We start from the raw sequence: 14078 nt of genomic DNA on the forward strand, positions 1-14078 counted from the left end.
CGGGCGGAGGCGGCAAGGAGCTCAGAACAGCACGCTCATGAACGCCCCGACCTCGCGGAAGCCGACCCGGCGGTAGGCGGCGCGGGCCCGCAGGTTGTAGTCGTTCACGTAGAGCGAGACCACCGGGGCGACCTCGCGCAGGGCGATGTCCAGGACGGCGGCCATGCCGGTCTCGGAGAGGCCGCGGCCGCGGTGGGCCGGGTCGACCCAGACGCCCTGGATCTGGCAGGCGCCCTCGGTGACGGCCCCCACCTCGGCCTTGAAGACGACCTGACCGTCCTCCGTGAAGCGCGCGAACGAACGCCCGGTGGAGATCAGTTCGGCGACCCGGGCCTGGTAGAGCAGCCCGCCGTCACCGGCCAGCGGGGAGACCCCGACCTCCTCGGTGAACATCGCCACGCAGGCCGGCATCAGCGTCTCGATCTCGCTCCGCCGCACCCGCCGTACCAGCGGGTCGGGCGCGATCTCGGCGGACGGCACGGCCGTGGCGAGCAGCGGCTGGTGGGCGCGGACCTCGCGGGCCGGTCCCCAACTGCGTTCCAGCAGGGCCCAGAGGGCGGCGGTGGCCTCGGCCGGGCCGACGATCGAGGAGCAGCGGCGGCCCTGGCGGCGGGCCCGTTCGGCGAAGGCCTGCACGGCCTGCGGGCCGGCGTCCACGAGGACCAGGTTCGCGCCGGCGTAGCAGAGCGCGTCCAGCTCACCGCGCTCGTCGTACCAGCCCCACATCTCGCCGCCGAGGCGCCAGGGGTCCAGCCCGACGGCCTCCACCCTGGTCGCGACGAAGGCGTTGGCGACCGGATCGCGCCGGAGCACCGCCAGGGTGTCCGCGAGGTCGGAGGCCTCCAGGACGCGCGTGGTCGCCAGGGCGCGGACGGCCTGGAACGAGCTGGGGAGCATCACACCTCGATCGAGCATCGAGACAGCACCTCACTGAGACGACTCTGGCCGCACCCTACTCCGTGGCCCCACCCGGCTACGGCCGCGGGGCCGTCCGCGCACGGACGGCCCCGCTTCCGGAAACTACTGCCCGCCGGTCACTCCGCGGCGGTCACGGTCGGCGCACCGGACTCGACGCCCTCGGCCTGCATCTGCTCGGCCAGCTTGAGGGCCTCCTCGATCAGGGTCTCCACGATCTTGGACTCGGGGACGGTCTTGATGACCTCGCCCTTGACGAAGATCTGGCCCTTGCCGTTGCCGGAGGCGACCCCGAGGTCGGCCTCGCGGGCCTCGCCCGGACCGTTGACGACGCAGCCCATGACCGCGACGCGCAGCGGCACCTCCATGCCCTCCAGGCCGGCGGTGACCTCCTCGGCGAGCTTGTAGACGTCGACCTGGGCGCGGCCGCAGGACGGGCAGGAGACGATCTCCAGACCGCGCTGGCGAAGGCCTAGCGACTCCAGGATCTGGTTGCCGACCTTGATCTCCTCCGCCGGCGGGGCCGACAGCGAGACCCGGATGGTGTCGCCGATGCCCTCGGCGAGCAGCGCGCCGAAGGCGACCGCGGACTTGATGGTGCCCTGGAAGGCGGGACCGGCCTCGGTGACCCCGAGGTGCAGCGGGTAGTCGCAGGCGGCGGCGAGCTGGCGGTAGGCGTTGATCATCACGACCGGGTCGTTGTGCTTGACCGAGATCTTGATGTCGCGGAAGTCGTGCTCCTCGAAGAGCGAGCACTCCCAGAGCGCGGACTCGACCAGCGCCTCGGGGGTGGCCCGGCCGTACTTCTCCAGCAGGCGCTTGTCCAGCGAGCCGGCGTTGACGCCGATCCGGATCGGGACGCCGGCGCCCTTGGCGGCCTTGGCGATCTCGCCGACCTTGTCGTCGAAGGCCTTGATGTTGCCCGGGTTGACGCGGACCGCGGCGCAGCCGGCGTCGATCGCGGCGAACACGTACTTCGGCTGGAAGTGGATGTCCGCGATGACCGGGATGCCCGACTTCTTCGCGATGATCGGCAGGGCGTCGGCGTCGTCCTGGGACGGTACGGCGACCCGCACGATCTGGCAGCCCGAGGCCGTCAGCTCGGCGATCTGCTGCAGCGTGGCGTTGATGTCGGAGGTCACCGTGGTGGTCATCGACTGCACCGAGACGGGGGCGTCGCCGCCGACCGGCACGTTGCCGACCATGATCTGCCGGGAGACTCGGCGCTTGGCGAGCGGCTTGAGCGGCAGGGACGGAATACCGAGCGAGATCGCGGTCATGTGCGCAGGGTTCCCCGGGGTTGAGGTGTGGTCGGTCCGGCCGTTCGACGGCCTGGGCCGGGCGCGCCGATGAAACGCGCGCCCGGCCCCCAACGGTACGGCACGGCGGTGGCCCCGGGCACACCAGCCGTACCGGGCGACTAGCTGATCTTGACCGGGTTGACCAGGTCGGCGACCAGGACGAGCAGGGTGAACCCGATGAAGACGCTGGCCACGACGTAGGCCAGCGGCATGAGCCGGGCGACGTCGAACGGACCGGGGTCGGGCCGCTTGAACAGGCTTGCGAATCGGCGGCGCACCGACTCCCACAGGGCGCCGGCGATGTGGCCGCCGTCCAGCGGGAGCAGCGGCAGCATGTTGAACAGGAAGAGCGACAGGTTGATGCCGGCCAGCAGGTTCACGAAGTACGCGATCCGCTGGGTGCCCGGGATGTCGAGCGAGAAGACCTCGCCGCTGACCCGGGCGGCGCCGACCATGCCGATCGGCGAGTCGACGTCGCGCGGGGCGCCGTCCACCACCGAGTTCCACAGCCCCGGGATCTTGCCCGGCAGGGCCACCAGCGACTTCACACCGCTCTCGGCCATGTCGTACATCCGGTCGAGGGATTGCCCGACGCCGAGCCGGACGACACCGCTGGTCGGGGTGAAGCCGAGGAAGCCCGCCTGCACCGTCTCGCCCTTGACCGGCATGCCGTTGCCGTCGTACTTCTGGACGTCGTTGACGGCGATGGTCGGGGTGAGGGTGAGCTGCTGCCCCTCGCGCTCGACCACCACCGGCACGGTCTTCCCGGCCGAACGGCGGATGTCCGCCTGGAGCTGGTCGTAGTCGCCGATCCGGTCGCCGTCGAAGGAGACCACCTTGTCGCCCGGCCGCAGCCCGGCCTGGGCAGCGGGGGTCTTCGGCGCGTCGGCCGGGCAGCTGTCGGTCGGCTGGCCGGCCTTGACCACGCACTGCGCGACGGTGCCGATGGTCGGCACCGTCATCGAGACGCCGAAGCCCATCATCACGGTCAGGAAGAGCCCGAAGGCCAGGATCAGGTTCATGAACGGCCCGGCGAACATGACGATGACGCGCTTCCACGGCTTGCGGGTGTAGAAGAGCCGGCTGTCGTCACCCTCCTGGAGCTCCTCGTAGGAGGCCTCCCGGGCGTCCTCGATCATGGTCCGCCAGGGCGAACTGCTGCGCTTGGTGATCCGCCCGTCCGCACCGGGCGGAAACATCCCGATCATCCGGATGTACCCGCCCAGCGGGATCGCCTTGACGCCGTACTCGGTCTCGCCCTTCTTCCGGGACCAGACCGTCGGACCGAACCCGACCATGTACTGCGGCACCCTGATGCCGAACAGCTTGGCCGTGGAGAGGTGGCCGAGCTCGTGCCAGGCGATCGAGATCAGCAACCCGATCGCGAAGACCAGGATGCCGACCACCGTCAAAACCGTTGCCACCGCAGGCCCTCCGTCATTGCGCTCCGCTCGTCGTCCGGTCGTCCGCCGGGAACCGTCAGCCCGACGCCAGCTCGCGGGCCCGGGCGCGGGCCCTGTCCTCCGCGTGCAGGACGTCCTCGACGGTCAGAGAAGTTCCCGCCGCGGCCCGCCCGCTGTCGTACTGTCCGTGCTCGGCCACGACCTTGGCAACAGTGTCCACGATTCCCGTGAAGGCGAGGCGGCCCTTCAGGAAGGCCTCCACGCACTCCTCGTTCGCCGCGTTGAACACCGCCGGCGCCGTCCCGCCGAGCGATCCCACCTCGCGGGCCAGCCGGACCGCCGGGAAGGCCTCGTCGTCGAGCGGGAAGAACTCCCAGGTGGCGGCCTTCGTCCAGTCGCAGGCCGGCGCCGCGTCCGGGATCCGGTCCGGCCAGCCCATCCCCAGCGCGATCGGCATCCGCATGTCCGGCGGGCTGGCCTGCGCCAGCGTGGAGCCGTCCGTGAACTCCACCATCGAGTGGACCACCGACTGCGGATGGACCACCACCTCGATCCGGTCGAAGGGCACGTCGTACAGCAGGTGCGCCTCGATCACCTCCAGGCCCTTGTTGACCAGGGTGGCCGAGTTGATCGTCACCACCGGCCCCATCGCCCAGGTCGGGTGCGCCAGCGCCTCCTGCGGCGTCACCCCCGCCAGCTGCTCGCGGGTCCGGCTGCGGAACGGGCCGCCGCTCGCCGTGACCACCAGCTTGCGCACCTCGGCGCGGGTGCCGCCGGCCAGCGCCTGGAACAGCGCGGCGTGCTCGGAGTCCACCGGCACGATCTGCCCGGGCTTCGCCACCGCCTTCACCAGCGGACCGCCGACGATCAGCGACTCCTTGTTCGCCAGCACCAGCACCCGGCCCGCCCGCAGCGCCGCCAGTGTCGGGCGCAGGCCGATCGACCCGGTGATGCCGTTCAGCACCGAGTGGCACTCCATCGCGGCCAGCTCGGTGGCCGCGTCCGGGCCCGCCAGCACGGCGGGCAGCGGACGCCCCGCCGCCTTCGCGGCCAGCGCCTCGCGCAGCGCGGGCTCGGCCGCCGGGTCGGCGACCGCCACGGTGTGCACGCCCAGCTCCAGGGCCTGCTCGGCCAGCAACTCCACCCGGCCGCCGGCCGCCGACAGGGCGACCACGCGGAACCGGTCCGGATTGCGGCGCACCACGTCGATGGCCTGGGTGCCGATCGAACCGGTCGAGCCGAGGATCACCAGCTCCCGGGGAGCGGAGGGGTCCTTCACCACGGGGGTGAAGCGCAGCTGCGGGTGGGCGAGCGAAGTCATGCGCCCATTGTGTCCTGCCGGCCGGACTCCACAGGACGCCGGGACGCGTCCCCGCTACCGTCGGAGCCATGCGTACCGTCATCGCCGGAGGCCACGGACAGATCGCGCTCAAGCTCGAACGGCTGCTCGCCGAGCGCGGCGACCGCCCCGCCGGCCTCATCCGCCGCCCCGAACAGGCCGGGGACCTGGCCGCCGCCGGAGCCGAGCCGCTGCTGCTCGACCTGGAGAGCGCCACCGCCCCCGAACTCGCCCGGCTGCTGGCGGGCGCCGACGCCGTGGTCTTCGCCGCCGGCGCCGGCCCCGGCAGCGGCGCCGACCGCAAGAACACCGTCGACCGCGACGCGGCCGTCCTGCTCGCCGACGCCGCCGAACTCGCCGGGGTCCGGCGCTACCTGATCATCTCCTCGATGGGCGCCGACGCCCAGGCGCACTACCCGGCCGACCCGGTCTTCGAGACCTACCTGCGGGCCAAGGGCGCCGCCGACGACGCCGTGCGCGCCCGTACCGCGCTCGACTGGACGGTGCTGCGCCCCGGCCGGCTCACCGACGGCGCGGGCACCGGCCTGGTCCGGCTCGCCCCCTCCGTCGAACGCGGCGCGGTGGACCGCGCCGACGTGGCGGCGGTGCTGGCCGAGCTGCTGCACGAGGCGGGCACCGCCGGGCAGACGCTGGAGCTGGTCGCCGGCAACGCCTCCGTGGCGGAGGCCGTCGCGGCCGCGGCCGGCCGGGTCTGAACCTTCCCCGGACACGCCGAGGGGCCCGGTACCGCCGCAGCGCGGCGGTACCGGGCCCCTCGGGCCGTTCGGGCCCCTCGGCGTGCCGGGAGCCCTTCGGGATCGTTCGGGATCGTTCGGGATCAGAGGTCGAGGCCGGTGAGGACCAGGACCTTCTCCACGGTGTAGTCGTCCATCGCGTACTTGACGCCCTCGCGGCCGACGCCGGAGTCCTTGACCCCGCCGTACGGCATCTGGTCGGCGCGGTAGGACGGCGCGTCGCCGATGATCACACCGCCGACCTCCAGCTCCCGATGGGCGCGGAAGGCGGTCTGCAGGTCACGGGTGAAGACACCGACCTGCAGGCCGAAGGCGGAGTCGTTGACGGCGGCGAAGGCCTCGTCGGTGCCGTCCACCCGGTGCAGCGACAGCACCGGGCCGAACACCTCGGCCTTGGCCAGGATCGCGTCGGCGGGCAGCTCGGCGAGCACGGTCGGGGCGAAGGTCGCGCCCGCACGGGTACCGCCGGTGAGCACCTTGGCGCCCTTGGCCACGGCATCGTCCACCCAGGACTCCACCCGCTTCGCGGCGTTCTCGTCGACCAGCGGGCCGACATCGGTGGCGTCGTCGTTGGGGTCGCCGGTGACCTGCGCCTCGACCTTGGCCACCACCTTCTCCACCAGCGCGTCGTACACCGACGCGTCGGCGATCACCCGCTGCACCGAGATGCAGGACTGGCCGCCCTGGTAGTTGGCGAACATCGCGATCCGGGTGGCGGCCCAGTCGAGGTCGGCCTCGGAGGACCAGTCGGCGAGCACCACGGCCGCGGCGTTGCCGCCGAGCTCCAGAGTGGTGTGCTTGCGCGGCACCGAGTCCATGATCTGGTAGCCGACCTTGTCCGAACCGGTGAAGGAGATCACCGGCAGACGCGGGTCCTGCACCAGCGCGGGCATCCGGTCGTTCGGCACCGGCAGGACGCTCCAGGAGCCGGCCGGCAGGTCCGTCTCGGCCAGGATCTCGCCCAGCACCATCGCGGAGAGCGGGGTGGCCGGAGCCGGCTTGAGGATGATCGGGGCGCCGACCGCGATCGCCGGGGCGACCTTGTGGGCGACCAGGTTCAGCGGGAAGTTGAACGGGGCGATGCCCAGCACCACGCCGCGCGGGAACCGGCGCACCACCGCGAAACGGCCCACGCCGCCCGGGTCGGTGTCCAGCCGCATCGTCTCGCCGTTGGTCCGGCGGGACTCCTCGGCGGCCCAGCGGAAGACGGAGACGGCACGGCCGACCTCGCCGCGCGCCCACTTGATCGGCTTGCCGTTCTCGGCGGTGATCAGCTGGGCGATCTCCTCGGTGCGCTCGGCCAGGCGCTTGGCCACGTGGTCCAGCGCGGCGGCACGGACGTGCGCGGGGGTCGCGGCGAACACCGGCAGCGCGGCCACGGCGGCGTCCAGCGCCTCCTCGACCTGGGCCTCGGTGGGGACGCTGACCTTGCCGACCAGGCGGCCGTCCCAGCTGTTGTGCACCTCGAAGTCGGCGTCGCCGCTCGCCCGGCGGCCGGCCAGCCAGAAATCGTACGTGGTGGTCACCGTGGTACCGGCCCTCTCCTCGTCGTCCTCACGGCCCCACGGACGTGGAACCAGAACCGAGGGTAGGGGCGGCGGCGCGCCGACCGGGTTGGCCACGGAGTAGCGTTCGCCCCCGCGCTCACTCCATCCCGTCCAGCGGACGGGCCGGGTTCCGGTGCTCCGCCGCCCGGGTGGGCGGGGCGGCCGGATGTCGCCCGCCGGGCGGCTGCTCCGCTACTCGGCCACTGCTCCGCTGCTCCTCGCCTACTCTTCGCCGGAGCGAAGGGCCAGCCAGAGTTCCATCCGGACGTCGGTGTCGTCCAGCGAGCGGCCCAGCAACTCCTCGACCCGCCGCATCCGGTAGCGCAGCGTGTGCCGGTGCACGCCCAGGTCGGCGGCGGCCGCGTCCCACTGGCCGTGTCTGGAGAGCCAGGCGCGCAGCGACGCCACCAGGTCGCCGCGGGCGGTCCGGTCGTGGTCCCGCAGCGGGCGCAGCAGCCCCTCCGCGAACGCCGTCACCGCGTCCTCGCCCAGCAGCGGCAGCAGCGAGCCGGCGCCCACCTCCTCGTGGTCCACCGCACGGCGGCCGCCGCGCAGCGCCACCGCGAGCGCCCGCTCGGCCTGCGCGTTCGCGGTACCCGCCTCCTCCAGCGCGGCCGGCGCCGAGACCCCCAGCGACAGGCCCTCGTGCTCCTCCACCGCCCCCAGGCAGGCCCGGTGCACGGCACCGTTGTCCAGCGCCAGCACCATCAGCCGGGGCCCGTGCGTGCCGCCCTCCTCGCGCGCCACCAGCAGCTTCTCCCCCACCCGGGCGCCGGCCTGCTCGGCCCGGTCGCCCAGCTCGCCGAGCGCCTCCGTGGCGTCCACTCCCTGGCCGGCACCGGCCACCATGACCCGGACCGTCCCCTCCGGCAGACCGCCGAAGAGCCCGGCCGCCACCTGCCGGGCGGTCGCCACCTCGCCCGCCAGCACCATCCGCAGCAGCGCCGCGCCCATCCGCTCCTCCGCCTGGCGCAGCTCGCGCGAGCGCTCCAGAGTGAGGGTCAGCAGCGCCACCGCCGCGTTCAGCACGTACCGCTCGGTCGGGGTGATCCGGTCCTCGGTGCCGACCGCGAGGAAGCCCCGGGCCCGGCGGTCCGCCCCCAGCGACTGGACCACCACGTAGTCCTCGTCCGCGGTGTCTATCCCCGGCGAACGCCCCTGCAGCGCGGCGCTCGACGGCGCCGGGCGCCGGCGCAGCCGGTCCACCTCGGCCGCCAGCCGGCCGGCCCGGCGGGCCGCCCAGTCCGGGGCCACCACCGACAGCGCGCCCGAGCCGTCGTACAGCGCCGCCCAGCCGCCCAGCCGCGCCGCCAGCCGGCGCACCACGGCCGTGGTGCCGTCCTTGCCGAGCGCCGCCCGGGTCAGCTCCTCCTGCGCCTCGAAGCTGGTGGTGACCGCCTCGTACTGCTCGGCGGCCAGGGCCGCCGAGACGACCTTGCTGATCGCGATGAACGGCGTCGGCTCCGGCACCCGCAGCAGCGGCAGCCCGCGCTGGGCGGCCGCGTCCACCAGGGGCTGCGGCACCTCGGTGTGCGACAGGCCGACACCGAGGCCCAGCCCCACCACGCCCGCGTCGGCCAGCCGGTGCACGTACGCCTGCAACCCGGCCGCGGTGCGGCCCAGCTTGATCCCGGTGGTGAGCAGCAGCTCACCGCCTTCGAGGAAGGGCGTCGGGTCGTCCAGCTCACTGGTGTGCACCCAGCGGACCGGCCGCTCCAGGTGGTCCGCACCGGCGAGGACCGTCAGATGGAGCGAGGTGTTGCGGACGACGGAGGCGAGTGTGGGAGGCATGGCACCTTCGGGGGACGACCTGACCGCGCCGTTGCGGCCGGGCGAGGAGAGGGCTGGGGAGTCTGGTGGGGGTCTCTCCCCTCATTATGGACGCTCCGGACAACCGGCACTGCCGAATCCACCTCGGAGGCGAGCTTCAGCCCCGCAGGTCCACCAGCAGCGGCGGCACCTGCTCGCCCGAGACCGCGGTCAGCGAGATCACCGCATGGCCCGCCGGCAACGCGTGCGCCAGGTCCGACGGCGACCAGCGCAGCCGCTCCACGTCCCGGGTGGTCACCGACTCGGTCTGCGCCGTCGTCCCCGATAGTGCCTTGCGCCCCAGCCGCCCGGCCCGGCGGACCAGCCCGCCCGAGGTGTCCGGCGCGTGCGTCACCGCCGTCTCCCGGACCAGGTGCGTGCCCCAGGCCTCGGAGAACATCCGGCCGTCCCACGGCGCGATCCCCGGGAACACCATCCGGCAGCCGACCGCCCCGAACAGCGGCGCCCGCAGCGCCTCGGGCAGATCGACCAGGGTCCGCAGCAACAGCACGGCGCCGGCGTTGGCCGCGCGCAGCCGCTGCAGCCCCCGGACGATGTGCGCGTCCAACGCCGTCGACGCGTCGTCGACCACCAGGCCGGCGAAGAGCGAACGGTCCTCCCGGGCCGCCGCGGCCTGCACGAACTGGCCCACCAGCAGCCGCGACAGAATCCGCGCCGCCTCCGGGTGGCTGCGCTCGGGCAGCTTCACCCGCACCCGCAGCGGGTGGTCCAGCACCCGCATCGCGAACGGCGGCCGACCGGTACCGTCGGTCGCGAACGCCCCCTCGAAGGCCGGCCGGTCCAGCAGGGCCAGCCGGTCCGCCAGCAGCGCCCCCGGGTCGTCCGCCCGGCCGCGCTGGCGCTCCCGGTACTCCAGGTCCCGCTCGTACGCCGCCAGCCGGCCCGCCGCGCGCAGCGCCTTCACCAGCGCCTCCAGGGCCTCCGGCTCACCGCCGAGCAGCGCCCGCAGCTCACGCACCGCCGGGTAGCGGCCGAACCCGGCGTGGAACGGGCCGACCACCTGCTGCAGCGCCGTCCGGGCGGTCTCCGCCCGGGCCGTCAGCTCGTCCGGCAGCAGCGCCTCGGCCAGCCGGGCGGCCGCCTCGTCCGGATCCCGCACCGCCCCGTAGAGGTCCAGCCCGTACGCCGAGCCCCGGTCCCCCGGCGCGATCACCACGTCGTACCAGGCATCCGGCCCCAGCTCCGCGTCGGCCGCACCGATCACCACCGCGCACGCCGTACCGGCCAGCGCCTGGAGGCAGAGCGCCTCGGCGACCGGCCGGGCCAGCCGCGCGGTCTTCCCGGTGCCCGCCGGGCCGACCGCCAGCAACGAGGTGCCCAGCAGCGACGGATCCAGCGCGAAACCGGCCGCCCGGTGCGTCAACGGGTTCTTCGGAACGTCCTGCGCCGTGCCCAGCCGCACCTGGCCCAGCAGCAGATCGTGCTGCTCCTCCCGCCCGGCCAGCTCGCGCGCCTCGGAGGGGTGGGCGAACGCCGCCGCGCCCCGGGCGGCCACCTGCTCGACGAAGGCCGGCACGAACACCGGGTCGGCCTGGGCCGACTCCCAGGCCCGCTGGATCCGCACGTAGTCGACGTCCCCGACGGGCTCGCCGTCCAGCCGGCCCGCCGCCGCGGCCGCCCCGCCGAGCCGCAGCGCCGCCCACGGGTCACGCGCCCACTCGGCCTGCACCGCCACGCCCTCCTCGGCGGGCTCCTCCGTGGTCACCGTGCGCGCCATCAACGGCGCCACATACCGCCGCCACACCTCCGGCCAGCGGCCCATCCGGCCGAACACCTTGATCACGACAGCGAGCACGAGCACGTTGACGATCAGCAGGGTGAACATCGCTTCGGACTGCGACGGTTCGGCCAGCGGACCGATGCCGGTCTGCCCGCCGAACCAGACCAGTACGTACGTCGTCAACTGCGTGCCGTAGAGATAGGCGAACCACCCCACCACCGCGTTCAGCCCCGCTCTCAGCAGCAGGGGCCAGGTCGGGACCTTGGCGTCGTCCGCCCGGTCGGGGTCGACCTGGTCGTAGCCCTGCCGGTAGACGCCCGGGGCGGCGTCGGGGCGGGGGGCGGCGACCCAGGCGGCGAGGTCGAAGGGCGGGGGTGCCGCGGGGCGGCCGGGACGTTGGTGCGGCATGGGTGTCGCAGGTGCGGCGGTGGTCCGCTCGCCGTGGCCCCGTGCCCCGTCCAGTCCCATGTACGGCCCCGCTCCCTCGCCCGCCCGGCCCGACCACCGTCGGTCCCGCCATACCCATGCCGCCGCACCGGCGACACGCCCGCGCTCAATGTAGTGGAGCGTGGGCTGCCGGTAGTCGCACTCCCTGCGCTGGCCGCCCCGGACAAGTCGGACGGCCCAGTGCTACCGAGTGGCGCATGCCCGGCCGGGGAGGGCCGCCGTAGCCTGCAAAGCACCGAGCCGAGAAGTCTGGAGAAACCCATGAGCGCCGCAACGCCGCTCCCGCAGGAGCGCCGCCTGGTCACCGCGATCCCCGGTCCGAAGTCGCAGGAGCTGCAGGCCCGCAAGCTGGGTGCGGTGGCGGCCGGCGTCGGCACCACCCTGCCGGTGTACGTGTCCCGTGCCAACGGCGGCGTGCTGGAGGACGTGGACGGCAACTCGCTGATCGACTTCGGATCCGGCATCGCCGTGACCAACGTCGGCAACAGCGCCGAGGCCGTGGTGGCCAAGGCGACCGAGCAGCTGGCCGCCTTCACCCACACCTGCTTCATGGTGACCCCGTACGAGGGCTACGTGGCCGTGGCCGAGCAGCTGAACGAGCTGACCCCGGGCGACCACGACAAGCGCACCGCGCTGTTCAACTCGGGCGCCGAGGCGGTCGAGAACGCGGTGAAGATCGCCCGCGCCCACACCAAGCGCACCGCCGTCGTGGTGTTCGACCACGGGTACCACGGCCGCACCAACCTCACGATGGGCCTGACGGCGAAGAACATGCCGTACAAGCAGGGCTTCGGTCCGTTCGCGCCGGAGATCTACCGGGTGCCGGTGGCCTACCCGTACCGCTGGCTGACCGGCGCGGAGAACTGCGCCGCCGAGGCCGCCGCCCAGGCGATCGACATCATCAACAAGCAGATCGGCGCCGAGAACGTCGCCGCGATCATCATCGAGCCCATCCAGGGCGAGGGCGGCTTCATCGAGCCGGCCAAGGGCTTCATGCCGGCGATCGTGGAGTACGCCAAGGCCAACGGCATCGTCTTCGTGGCCGACGAGATCCAGACCGGCTTCTGCCGCACCGGCCAGTGGTTCGCCTGTGACGACGAGGGCATCGTCCCGGACCTGATCACCACCGCGAAGGGCATCGCCGGCGGTCTGCCGCTGGCCGCGGTGACCGGTCGCGCCGAGATCATGGACGCCGCGCACGCCGGCGGCCTGGGCGGCACCTACGGTGGCAACCCGGTGGCCTGCGCGGCCGCGCTGGGCGCCATCGAGACCATGAAGGAGCAGGACCTCAACGGCAAGGCGCAGCGGATCGGCGAGATCATGCTCGGCCGTCTGCGGGCCCTGCAGGAGAAGTTCGCCCACCACGACTCGGTGCGGATCGGCGAGGTCCGCGGCCGCGGCGCGATGATCGCCGTGGAGCTGGTGAAGCCGGGCGGCAAGGAGCCGAACGCGGAGGCCACCGCGGCCATCGCCAAGGCGTGCCACGCCGAGGGCCTGGTGGTCCTGACCGCTGGCACCTACGGCAACGTGCTGCGCTTCCTGCCGCCGCTGGTCATGCCGGAGCACCTGCTGAACGAGGGCCTGGACATCCTGGAGAACGCCTTCGCCACCGTCTGAGCGGCGGCGCCCCCACCGGGCCGCCCGTGACCGGGTGACACCGACCCGCCGGAGGGATTCCGGACAGCATCGAACGGCCCGTGCGGACACCTCGTCCGCACGGGCCGTTCGGTCGCTACGGGCGGTTTCGTCCTGGTGTGCGGGGCGGGCCGCCGCACCGCCCACCAGGGGTGAAGATGCTGTGCCGAATCGCTGAAGCTCCTCAGTGCGCCGCGGCCGTTGACGTAGTGTCATGACAGATGGACAGCGAGCCCCAGCCATTGGCGGACCCGTCCGCGGCACCGCCCCCACCGGCGGATCCGCAGGTCGCCCGCGAGGACAACCAGGCCGACCCGCAAGGGCCGGCGCACACCGAAGGCCGATCGACCGACCGTCCGACCCATACCCCCCGGGGCGCGCGGAACGGCGATCATCAGAGCCGCCCCGGAGCTCTCCCCCCTGCTCCGGGGCGGCCACTTCGCGTTCCGGAGCGCCTGGCGGGCCCGGCCGGATCGGCGGCCCTGCCGGTGGCGCTGGCCACCGTGCTGGTGCTGATCTCCTGGCAGGTGGCCGTCGACGGGCCGCTGCTCGGACTGGACCGCTGGGTCCGCCACGGCGTCCGGGAGACCCGGCACGACCTCCACAGCACGCTGCTCAACCATCTCGGCGAGGCCCTCTCGGACCTCGGCAGCTCCGTCCCGGCGATCCCGGTCCTGCTGGCCGCCGGGGCATCGGCGGCCTGGCGGTCCCGCCGGGCCGGGGCGGCGCGCCCGTGGCTGCCGGCGCTGATCGCGGTGCTGACGACCGGGCTGATCCCACTGCTGGTCGTCCCGGCGAAGGCCGCGTTCGCCCGGCCGGGGCCGTTCGGGATGCCCCTGGCGCCGGACCAGTGGGGCTGGTACCCGTCCGGCCACACGGCGACCGCGACCCTCTCCTACGGGGTGGCCGCGTTCCTGCTGGCCCGCACCGCCGGCGCCCGCGCCCGCCGCCGCCTGTACGCGGCCGCCGCCCTGCTCGCGGCCGGCGTCGGCCTCGGGCTGGTGTGGAGCGACTACCACTGGCTGCTGGACGTGGTGGCCGGCTGGTGCCTCGGCGGGCTGGTGCTCCGGGCGCTCGCCGGGCTGCCACCGGCCCGGAACGGCCGCGGCTCCCGGCGCCACCCCTAGATGATCGATTCCGAGGGATCGCCTGCGCGTGTGGGAGGGGGAGTCCACCGTCACCGTGT

The 14078-nt window shown here is 73.7% G+C and carries 10 protein-coding genes; 3 read left to right on the plus strand and 7 right to left on the minus strand.

Features of this window, described 5'->3' with window-relative positions:
* Positions 1–21: 21 nt before the first annotated feature.
* From OG618_RS13865 to dxr, 4 genes are all read right to left on the minus strand, one after another.
* The gene (locus OG618_RS13865) at positions 22–897 is read right to left on the minus strand and encodes a GNAT family N-acetyltransferase (RefSeq protein WP_329492101.1); all 876 of its coding nucleotides are present in this window, start codon (positions 895–897) and stop codon (positions 22–24) included.
* Positions 898–1034: 137 nt separating this feature from the next.
* Positions 1035–2195 (minus strand): flavodoxin-dependent (E)-4-hydroxy-3-methylbut-2-enyl-diphosphate synthase, encoded by a 1161-nt coding sequence (ispG, locus tag OG618_RS13870; protein ID WP_329487719.1) that lies wholly within the window; start codon positions 2193–2195, stop codon positions 1035–1037.
* Positions 2196–2335: 140 nt separating this feature from the next.
* Positions 2336–3640 (minus strand): M50 family metallopeptidase, encoded by a 1305-nt coding sequence (locus OG618_RS13875; RefSeq protein WP_329487720.1) that lies wholly within the window; start codon positions 3638–3640, stop codon positions 2336–2338.
* 55 nt (positions 3641–3695) lie between these two features.
* Positions 3696–4940 carry a 1-deoxy-D-xylulose-5-phosphate reductoisomerase gene (dxr, locus tag OG618_RS13880; RefSeq protein WP_329487721.1) on the minus strand — a complete coding sequence of 415 codons (1245 nt, stop codon included), beginning with the start codon at positions 4938–4940 and terminating at the stop codon, positions 3696–3698.
* 68 nt (positions 4941–5008) lie between these two features.
* On the opposite strand from dxr, the gene OG618_RS13885 reads away from it, so the two are divergent.
* Positions 5009–5674, plus strand: a complete 666-nt coding sequence (locus OG618_RS13885) for an NAD(P)H-binding protein (RefSeq protein WP_329487722.1) — start codon at positions 5009–5011, stop codon at positions 5672–5674.
* Positions 5675–5796: 122 nt separating this feature from the next.
* On the opposite strand, the gene OG618_RS13890 is transcribed toward OG618_RS13885, so the two are convergent.
* The 3 genes from OG618_RS13890 to OG618_RS13900 form a co-directional block, all read right to left on the minus strand.
* Positions 5797–7239 (minus strand): aldehyde dehydrogenase family protein, encoded by a 1443-nt coding sequence (locus OG618_RS13890; protein WP_329487723.1) that lies wholly within the window; start codon positions 7237–7239, stop codon positions 5797–5799.
* 243 nt (positions 7240–7482) lie between these two features.
* Entirely contained in the window at positions 7483–9051 is a 1569-nt protein-coding gene (locus tag OG618_RS13895; RefSeq protein WP_329487724.1) for a PucR family transcriptional regulator, read from the minus strand.
* Between the two features lie 136 nt (positions 9052–9187).
* Positions 9188–11218 (minus strand): ATP-binding protein, encoded by a 2031-nt coding sequence (locus tag OG618_RS13900; RefSeq protein WP_329487725.1) that lies wholly within the window; start codon positions 11216–11218, stop codon positions 9188–9190.
* Between the two features lie 300 nt (positions 11219–11518).
* Between OG618_RS13900 and gabT the strand changes: the two genes are divergently transcribed.
* Both gabT and OG618_RS13910 read left to right on the plus strand, forming a co-directional pair.
* Positions 11519–12874 carry a 4-aminobutyrate--2-oxoglutarate transaminase gene (gene gabT / locus OG618_RS13905; protein WP_329487726.1) on the plus strand — a complete coding sequence of 452 codons (1356 nt, stop codon included), beginning with the start codon at positions 11519–11521 and terminating at the stop codon, positions 12872–12874.
* A 506-nt stretch (positions 12875–13380) separates the two neighbouring features.
* Complete coding sequence (locus OG618_RS13910; RefSeq protein ID WP_329487727.1) at positions 13381–14019, plus strand: phosphatase PAP2 family protein; 639 nt, start codon at positions 13381–13383, stop codon at positions 14017–14019.
* Positions 14020–14078 lie beyond the last annotated feature (59 nt).

The sequence above is a fragment of the Kitasatospora sp. NBC_01246 genome (assembly GCF_036226505.1).
Lineage (GTDB): Bacteria > Actinomycetota > Actinomycetes > Streptomycetales > Streptomycetaceae > Kitasatospora.